Origin of the sequence: Streptomyces xylophagus, from assembly GCF_000716435.1 — a bacterium.
GTDB lineage: Bacteria > Actinomycetota > Actinomycetes > Streptomycetales > Streptomycetaceae > Streptomyces > Streptomyces xylophagus.
The window spans coordinates 1-8,792 of the sequence record NZ_JNWO01000062.1 but is presented as its reverse complement, the minus strand read 5'-3'; the positions used below and the strand labels follow the sequence as shown (position 1 = coordinate 8,792).

Annotated in this window: 6 protein-coding genes and 2 pseudogenes; 5 read left to right on the top strand and 3 right to left on the bottom strand. The window is 69.3% G+C overall.

Going from position 1 to position 8,792, the window contains the following annotated elements; all coding sequences use genetic code 11:
• Positions 1-193, top strand: a pseudogene (locus tag OO70_RS49910) (hypothetical protein); the annotation flags it as partial.
• A 51-nt stretch (positions 194-244) separates the two neighbouring features.
• Here the strand turns inward: OO70_RS49910 and OO70_RS56515 are convergent.
• Complete coding sequence (locus OO70_RS56515; RefSeq protein ID WP_234337146.1) at positions 245-676, bottom strand: DUF6233 domain-containing protein; 432 nt, start codon at positions 674-676, stop codon at positions 245-247.
• A 108-nt stretch (positions 677-784) separates the two neighbouring features.
• A complete protein-coding gene (locus tag OO70_RS56765) occupies positions 785-919 on the bottom strand; it encodes a hypothetical protein (RefSeq protein WP_267881268.1) in 135 nt (44 codons plus the stop codon).
• Positions 920-1,092: 173 nt separating this feature from the next.
• On the opposite strand from OO70_RS56765, the gene OO70_RS49905 reads away from it, so the two are divergent.
• From OO70_RS49905 to OO70_RS49895, 3 genes are all read left to right on the top strand, one after another.
• Entirely contained in the window at positions 1,093-2,079 is a 987-nt protein-coding gene (locus tag OO70_RS49905) for a hypothetical protein (RefSeq protein ID WP_158711669.1), read from the top strand.
• Positions 2,080-2,103: 24 nt separating this feature from the next.
• The gene (locus OO70_RS49900) at positions 2,104-5,724 is read left to right on the top strand and encodes a carboxypeptidase-like regulatory domain-containing protein (protein WP_043688085.1); all 3,621 of its coding nucleotides are present in this window, start codon (positions 2,104-2,106) and stop codon (positions 5,722-5,724) included.
• A gap of 133 nt (positions 5,725-5,857) precedes the next feature.
• Positions 5,858-6,235 carry an STAS domain-containing protein gene (locus tag OO70_RS49895; protein ID WP_234337145.1) on the top strand — a complete coding sequence of 126 codons (378 nt, stop codon included), beginning with the start codon at positions 5,858-5,860 and terminating at the stop codon, positions 6,233-6,235.
• Positions 6,236-6,417: 182 nt separating this feature from the next.
• Here the strand turns inward: OO70_RS49895 and OO70_RS49890 are convergent, their stop codons facing one another.
• Positions 6,418-8,319 (bottom strand): tyrosine-type recombinase/integrase, encoded by a 1,902-nt coding sequence (locus OO70_RS49890; RefSeq protein WP_234337144.1) that lies wholly within the window; start codon positions 8,317-8,319, stop codon positions 6,418-6,420.
• Positions 8,320-8,366: 47 nt separating this feature from the next.
• Between OO70_RS49890 and OO70_RS49885 the strand changes: the two are divergent.
• Positions 8,367-8,792: pseudogene (locus tag OO70_RS49885) on the top strand (site-specific integrase); the annotation flags it as partial.

Below are 8,792 nucleotides of genomic sequence, written 5' to 3'. Positions count from 1 at the left end.
CGACTACCGCAACCTGTGGGTGGAGCCCGCCGACCCCGGCCACAAGAAGGGCTCGGGGGTCAACAACGCGAAGGATCCGGTGGAGACGAAGCTGCACACTGCGGTCTGTAAGGGCAAGGTCACCCTCGCCGCCGCGCAGCAGGCGATCGTCACCGACTGGACCACCGCCCTCAGCCGACTCGGACTCGGCTGAGGCACCCCGCCGCGCACCCGGAGAGGCAACTGTCGTGGTGCGGGGGCGAATTCAGCAGGATGCGGCACGCCGGAGACGCTGAGTATGAGACCGTGGCAGCCGTCCGGCCCGTCGCTTCCCCCCGTAGCGACGGGCCGGACCTGTTTCAGCGGGCGAGGAGGGCCCCGCTGCCCTGCGGACGAATGCCACAAAGGAGGGGCTGGCTAAGTCCACGATGTGCAGTGAGGTGTCCGGTCGGCAGATTGGGCAGGCTGGCACCCCGTCGGTGGTAAGGAGGCGGCGGGCGTCATCCCGGCCGAGAGGCCGTGTTCGACGGCCGGTCATGCCGCAGTCGCCGACATGCACGGCCAGCGGGTCCCCCGTGGCGCGGCTTAGTTCGAGGAACCAGTCCGGCGCTGGCGGGCGGTACGCCCGGCCGCGCTCCTCTACGGCCTGACGCTTCCGCAGTTCGGCGGCCTTGCGGTCGATGCGCTCCAGCCACATGGCATGCCAGATCCATATTCTGTGGAATCAGCTTTGTCAAGCTTGCGGGGCGTTGCTGCGTTGGGCTGAGCACTTGCAGCCCGGGCGCGATCGGACCCGGGCCGTCGGTCAGCGCGTCCACCTCGGCGGGTTTGTAGCAGGCCAGGGCACCCCCTGGCCGCGCAGCCGCTCGGAGAATTCGGCCCCCGCTTCCGCCGCTTCGGCGACAAGGCCAGCCTCGAGGTCGCGCTGCTCGACGAGCATGAGCACGAGGGTCGGCTGCCAAGCCTGAACTCACTCCTCCCACGGCCGCGAAGTGGCGGTCCGCCCAGGCCCGTTGTGGAACGACGCGGGCCAGCGCCGGGATGGTAATCACACGTAAGGCTCAGTATCGTCCTTTAAAGGCACTAAATATCGTCAACCGGGGGGCATGACGTATGCCTGATGCAACCGAAGCCAGTGACCAAGCCCGATCCGCACCAGCGGGGATGGGCGGCGACCGGGCGGTGGCTGGCCTCTACTTCTTCAAGGAGCTCGACTGCCTGATCGACCTTGCCCATCTCGTCTCGCTCGACTTCTTCGACCGGCCGCAGCTGTATCGCCGCGTGGACGGGGAACTGGGGCGCGACCTCGGCAAGCTGCGCTCACGGTACGGGTATCACGAGGACTATCTCTCCCCCGAACAGCGGCGTGACATCTTCGTCGGGCTGTTCGGCGAGTGTGCGAGCGCTGAGGGCATGACCGGGCTACCGGGACCACCGGCCGACACCAGCTTCGTCGGCCTGCGCGATCAACTCCTGGCCGCTGCCGCGGCGTTCTCGGAGCGGGTGTACGACACGTCCGAGGAGATCCTGCGGGCGACGGTGCGGATGATGCACCCCTATCTGAAGGTCTACCTGGAGCAGCGGACCGGCGCCTCGGTGGCGTGGAGTCGCGACGAAGGGCTCCCGGCGATCGCCGGCCGGTGCTACCGGATCCTGCGCAGTACGCCGATCGCGGCGCGCTTCGGGATCGACCGGGCCCCGTCCGACCGGTGGCCGGTCGAGATCGACGGCTACGGCAGCCAACTCGTCGAGCAGATCTCCAGCACGCCCATCCGCGGCCACGCCGAGGCGATCCCTAGCGGGGTGTTCGACGACCGGCAGCAACTCGCCCTCCGCGGCGCCGAAGCCCTCGCCGACATCATGGACTACAAGGGCGAGCTCGACAGTGCCCGCACCGACCACTTGATCGGCGCCTGCTACCAGTGGTACGCCGCGCGCGGCCGAGTCCTCCGGCTCCCGGTCACCGTCTCGCCACCCGCCACCCGGCAGCCGCTGACTCCCGCCGCCGGGGGCGCACCAGCCCTGGCGCCGGCGTCGACCAATGGGAACCGCAGCCTGTACCCGGCTGCGTACAACTCCATTCCAGGCATGATCTCCTAGCGTCGCCGCGGAAGGAGGGGGACGGTGAAGGCCAGGGGATTCGTTCTGCACCAGGACACCGGCCGGCCGGTCTCCGGTGTCAACGTGGTCGCCCGCGCCCGGGTCAACGGGACGGAGAACTCGCTCGGGCTGCTGACGACGGATGAGGCGGGCTACGTCTCCTTCGACCTCCCCGGGGTGGTCGACGGCACCGTGTCGCTCGAGATCGTCGGAGAGCCGGACTCGGCGGCGACGGTGGCCGGCGCGGAGCAGGCGTCCGACGGTCGGCAGCGGGCGTCCGTGACGAGCGCCGACAGCGCGGTGGTGCTGCGCGTCGACCCCACCCGCTTAGGACGGGGGGCCACGCCAGCCCGTCCCGCGATACAGGCGCCGGACACCCGGGACTGGGAGCTGTCACCGGCCTCGTTCGTGACGCCGCGGACCCTCGCACTCGGCGAGGGGGACTGCGCGACGCCGGTGCGTTCCGCCTTGCCGGTGCAGCAGATCCGCTTCGTCCAGATCGTGCGCCGGCCGACCCCGCCGGCCCGGTCTCCGGTCGGTCCCCGGCCGGCCCCGCGCGACCTCGGAGCAGCGGAGCCGGCCGGCGCACCCGGCCGGGCCGAGGTGAGCAACCCGCTTCTGGACCCGATCAGTCCGGCGTCCGACGTCGTCCTCGGCATCCTGCCGTGCGACATCCTGGAGTACGAGCAGACGTGGCAGGACGTCGGCGAGTCGCTCGGGACGCTGCTCTACAGCCTTCCGCTGGCGCCGTGCGAGTCCGTCAGGATCGCGGTGATCGAGGCCGAGCGCAGTGACGAGGCGGCCCGTAGCGACGCCATCGACGCCCGCGAGGATTTGACCCACTTGCTCTTCCGCGACCGCAACATCACCGAGACGGTCAAGGGAGCGCTGCGCGAGTCGCAGGGCGGGTCGTCGTTCATGGCTGGCCAGGGCGCCGCCTACAGCGGCTCCTGGGAGAACGTCGGAACGTTCGGCGTGACGCACGCCATCGGCTACGCCTCCAGCCAGTCCTGGGGCAGGCGCAAGGTGGAGGCCGCGTCGGCCCAGGACCTGCACGACGCCACCGTCCAGAACACCGGCTACGTCCGCTCGCTCAACAGCACCGTCATCGTGCACGGCTCCCAGGCGGAGCGGCACCAGTTGGAGACCCGGACGATCACCAACCACAACCACTGCCATGCGCTCACCGTGCAGTACTACGAGGTGCTGCGGCGGCTGAGCCTGCGGACCCGGCTCGTCGGCTCCCGGCCGGGCGTGCTGATCCCGTACCGCGGCCTGCATTTCACCAGCCCGTACCCGACCATCAGCCAGCGGAACGTCTTGGACACCCCTGCCGGGCACCTGGAGGACTTCGTCGTCGATCCCCAGCGGGACGACCTTCACCTGGTCAACCGGCTCCGCCCGATGCTTCAGGACAGCCTTCTCGAGCCGAGGCTGCGGCCGAACTTCGACGCGGTGCGGCGGCTGCTCTTCTACGCACAGGGCATCCCCGCACCGCCGGCCGCGGCCCCGGCCACCTCGGACTTCCTCATCGAACGAGTCGATGCCACGGTGCTGCGCGGCCGCTGGGGCACCGACTCCGATGTCGTCCGGCTGACCCTCAATGGCGGAGGCATCCTCTTCAAGGAAGCGGGCCGCCTCACCAGAAAGGTGACGCTCAAGGATCCTGGATTCTGGGGGGACCATGAGGAGTACGAGGACAGCCCCGAGGAACTGGGCCCCTTCAAGCTCCAGTTGGCCTCTCCGGTACTGCGATCCGCGATCAAGGAGTGCGCGATCGACTTTGATCCGGGTTCGGGCGGGAGCGACTTCTCCCTCCGCGGCCTGAAGGTCCTCGCGCGCGGGTACGGCGGCGAGGAAGAGGTCATCGTCGACGAGACCAGCGGACGCAACTTCGACGGGGCCGGCGTCGAGCCGTTCAGCGTCCTGGCGCCGAAGCCGCCCGCGGCGGCGCCGTCGGACGGGCAGGCCACCGCCGCCGAGCAGGCCGCGCAGGCGGCCGCGCGGCGCGCACAGGACGTGGGGCTCGCCTGGGAGCTGATCACCCATCTGCACGACCACCGTGACACCTACGGGCCGCGGCTGGTGGCCATGAAGGAACCCATGTGGTTCGCCGAGGCGCTCGATCAGGCGATGGGGCGCGGCACCGCACGCGACAGCATCGACTCGGTGCCCGTCGCGATCAGCGGCCATCACCTCGTCTTCTCCTACTACGGCGAGGACGCGAGCAGCAGACCACTACCGCCGGACGCCGAACAGCCCGCCGCGACGATCGTGAGCCTCCCGACCCGGGGAGTGCTGGCCGAGGCCCAGCTGGGCAGCTGCAACGCCTGCGAGAAGCGCGACGTCACACGGTTCTGGAAGTGGGAGGAGTCGCCCTGCGAGCAGCCGCCGGAGATCAGCGGGATCACGCCGGGATTCCGGGGCCAGCCCACGCAGGTCCCGCAGGGCCAACTGCCGAACGCGGTCGTCCAGATCACCCAGCCGCCGGCCGCACCCGACCCCGTCGGACTCGCCGCGGCGATGTCCCTGCTCGGAAAGGGCGACGCGTTCCGGGACATGTCCGGGCTCCCCGAACTGCAACAGTTGCTCTCCGGGCTGGCCAGCGGCGCGGTCGACCTCGTCAAGGCCAAGGACCTGGCCGCCAAGGTGCAGAGCAAGACCGCGGCATCGGCGGCGGCCGGGGGCGGCGGCGCCGCGGCGTCGAAGCGGTCCCCGGCCGAGGCCTACGACGGCCTGCAGGTCGCCCGGGAGGTCGCTGCCCAGGCCGAATCGCTGGGGTGGAGCCCGCAGACCACCGAGTCGGTGACCAGTGGGATCGTCGACGGCAGCGCGCGCACACCCGGGATCGTGTCCGCGTCCGTGCGGGAACCGCCCCCGCCACCGCACCACCGGGTGGCGCAGGAGGTCATGAAGATGCTCGCCGACCCGGTCATCAGGAAGGCGTACGAGGGCTTCAGCGACTTCGACGAGGATCCGAAGCTGACGCTGTTCCGGCAGAACTGGTGGTTCACGACCAACCCGAAGCTCACCGGCGTGGTGAGCCGCCCGGCGCCGTTCGGCTCCTGGCAGGAGTGGGACACCGATCGCGACGGATGGAACTGGCGGCATCGCACCGTCGTCCTCAGCCTGGCCGGATTCTCCTTCGAGGAGAAGTACGGCCGCGACGCCACGACGTGGAAGCGACTCGTGGAGGCCCACGCCCGGTGGCCGGCCGAGCTCCTGGCGGTCACCGGTCAGGCCCCCCAGCGCGGTGGCGGCCAGGAGGCCGCCACCTGCATGCCCGTGACGGGCGACGCGCTCTACCGCGCCGGCATCCAACTGGCCATGCCCAACGGCAAGTACCCACCGGCGATCAACGCCTTCGAAGGGTCGACCAAGGGGCCGTTCTTCCAGCTGTCCGCAAGCCTGGTGGAGCCCGGCGACCTCATCGCGTGGGACATGGGCGGCGGCCATATCGAGATCGTCACCTCGGTGGACAAGGACTCCGGCTCGCTGTGCTCGCTGGGCGGTGGGCGCGGCCGGGAGGACCCGCATCGCTGGGACGTGAAGTGCGGCAGCAGCGACCGGGACACCACCTGGGCCTGGGGCCGCCACTTCGCCCGCATCCGGCCCGACTGGAATCCCCGCGTGTACGAGGCCTGACCGTCCACCTTGGCCCGACATCGCCCATTCGCGGAATGGCCTGAATTGGCCCGTGAGCAGGGAGGGTGAGTGACCGTGCTGGGCTTCGCCTTCGGGCAGGTGATCGCGGTCGTCGCCGGACGCAGTGGCGCTCTTGACGCGATCACCTGGCGCAGCATGCACTGATCTACGCGCGCTCCCGCCCCTGGTCCACGTCTCCCGGCAGCGCGGATACACGATCCTTGCCCTGCACGGCGAAATCGACATCGCCGCCGCCCAGCACATCGCCCCACGCCTGGACGAGGCCACCCATGGGCCGGCGCCGCAGATCGTGATCGACCTCAGCCCCGCCGAGTTCTTCGACGCCTCCGGCCTGCGCCTGCTATGCCACGCCCGCCGGCGCATCCACGAACGCGCCGGACGTCTGCTCCTGGTCTGCCCCACCCCCAGGATCCGGAAGGTGATGCTCTCCGCCGGACTCATCGGGCTATTCCACCTGAGCCCCGCCCTGGATGAAGCGCTCCCCTCCTGACCTGCATGGTCAGAGCTCTGCCCGCCGACGATTGAAACGAGATCAAGATCAACTCATTGCCTCTTTGACGCGTATCTCGGCGATACCCCTGGGAGCACGGACACGTCTCCGTGCCGACCGAGGAACAATCCCCGTTCCACTGCCCACCTGCGCGTTCTGTTGAATCTGATTTGTGAAGTAGTTCAGCTTTTGTCCTGGTTGACGGTAACGATCGGTAGAAGCGTCGCGGTCGCCGGAACGCCGATCTCGCGGGGTGTCGCCCCGGTCGGTGTGGGGACGTCGACCAGCCGTTCGAGCAGCTGGTCGAGTGCGGCCTGGCCGTCGTCGATGGCGGCGCGTTCCTCATCGCTGAGCGGGACGCTCGCCAGCATGTGCTGGAGGTTGTCCTTGGCCTCCAGGAGCTGCCCCTTGCTGGAGTCCATCGGCGTGTAGAAGTCGCAACGAGCACAGGCCATGCGGTGCGGGCACTGTTCGAAGAACGTGTAGGTGCAGAACCCGTGACCGAGGTCGTAGTACTGCCAGGGCTCGCCTGACGCGGCGGCGCCGGAGGTGACTGCGTCCCGGTCGACGAGGACTTCGATGGTGCGGACGTTGCGAGCGAAGTATCCGGCGTCCTCGTATGCCTTGGTCAGCGTGTTGGGGCTGATCTTCGCGTAGTGCTGGGTAGACTCCGGAGACCGCTGTCCGAGCCATGCCTGCAGCTCGAACAGGGGCATGGGCTCTTTGGCGTTGTACAACTGGCTGGCGATGGTGGAGCGGGCTCGGTGGCTGGTGATGCCGCCGCGGGCATCGGCCGACGGAACGCCGGCCTTGCGGCAGAGTATGGGGATGATCGTGCTGTTGATGTAGCCGCTTGAGACGGCGCGGGCCCGGATGGAGAACAGGAAGTCGACCTGCTCCCCGGTCCGCCTGTCGGTACGCTTCGGATGGTTCGGGCGGAGCGTCTCCCACGCATTGATCGCCTGTCCGAGCAGCGGGTCGACCGGCTTCGTGAACGCCGTGCCGGTCTTGTGAGCGGGCACGTCCAGGAGGCAGACAGCGTCCCGAGCGAGGATCTGCGTGGAGTTGCCGGCGACCGGGTCCCCGTCGTGCTGCCATCGGATGCATCCCAGGCGTAGGCGCGCGATCTCGTTGCTGCGCTGACCAGAGAAGAGCCAGGTCAGTGTGACGGCGCGGACCAGTTCCACGGGGTAGATAGGACCCGCTTTTCCGCGCGGGACGTCGTGGGCCTCCAGGTTCAGTCCGGCCCACAGAAGTTTCGCCCAGACGTCGTCGGCGATCACGCGTGGCCGTGGGCCGATGAGGGCGTTGATGCTGCGCGGCAGGGCGAGTGCGCGCAGGGGATCGAACCGGCGCGGCAGCCACTCCCAGTCCTGAATATCGCGGAAGAAGACTCGTACGGCGCGCACGAGGCCGGCTTTCGATTCAGCTTGCAGCGGCTGGCCGAGACGCTCCTGGAAGCTGCTGGTGCGCATGACGTAGTCGCCGATCTTCATGCGGTCGACGGCCGCGATCCAGGCCGCGCACGTCTGCCGCGTCCATGCGGCGGGATCAGCGGTTTCCAGCTGTTGATCCGCAACCCACCGGCCGGCTTTCAAGAGCGCGGCCCGGCTGTGGAGGCGGGACCGGTGCGTCGTGGCCGTCCACCGTTCCACCCACTCGCCCCATGTCGGTGGAACCCCGGCGTGGCCGGCCCGTTCAGTCCCGGAGCGCAGGGTGGGCGCCTCGCAGTAGCCGAGCGTGGCAACAGCCCGCTGTACTGCGAACAGGACCTTCGTGCCTCCGTCGGTCAGGAGATCCTCGCGCCGGACGCGGTCGAAGAACGCGGTGGTGAGGCCGCCGCTGTGCGGGCTTCGGTTGAGAAGGAAGAGTTGGCTCATCACGGAGGGCACGCCCTTGTCGTGGTCCTGGCCGTACTGGTAGCCCCAGCCGGTCAGCACGGTACGGACCTGTCCGATCTCCGCCTCGACCAGGCGGCGGCCGAAGACGCGGCAGGCGAGCGCCAGCCGGTCAAAGTGCCCCAGCCGATTGAAACCAGTGAAGCCTGCCAGGTGGTAGGCGTACCCGCACAGAGACGGGCGCACGGCTCCCGCGGTCCAGTCGGGTACCTGCTCTTGAAGGCCCTGTGGTTGTGGCCGAGGAAGAGCAGCCATTCCTCGCTGTCCCAGTCCCAGTACGCACGGCCCGTATCCGCGCACCGCAGCAGCACCACGGCGACGGCGTCGTGGAGGCGTTCTCGCACGAGCGGCAGGGCCGCTACCGGCCGCGGGTGCCGAACAGGATCCCGCGCCGCATCCCTGATGCCCTGTTCGACGCGTTGTTCGCGGGGTTGAGATACAACCGGGACAGGGCGCTGCTGGCGGCGTGGGTGTCGACTGGGGCCCGGGCCGACGAATTGCTGACGTGCCGCCAGGAAGATGCCGATCCGGGGCAGCAGCTGATCGGTGTGATCCGTAAGGGCTCGCGGGAGTACCAGGAGCTCCCGGAGGCGCCAGATGCGTTCGTGTGGCTGCGGCTGTACCAGCAGGAGGCGTGGGAGCTGGGTGTTCCCCGGGGG

Coding starts and splice junctions, on each gene's coding strand:
- OO70_RS56765 (WP_267881268.1), bottom strand. CDS start 919: ATGCTCGTCGAGCAGCGCGACCTCGAGGCTGGCCTTGTCGCCGAAGCG.
- OO70_RS56515 (WP_234337146.1), bottom strand. CDS start 676: ATGTGGCTGGAGCGCATCGACCGCAAGGCCGCCGAACTGCGGAAGCGT.
- OO70_RS49905 (WP_158711669.1), top strand. CDS start 1,093: ATGCCTGATGCAACCGAAGCCAGTGACCAAGCCCGATCCGCACCAGCG.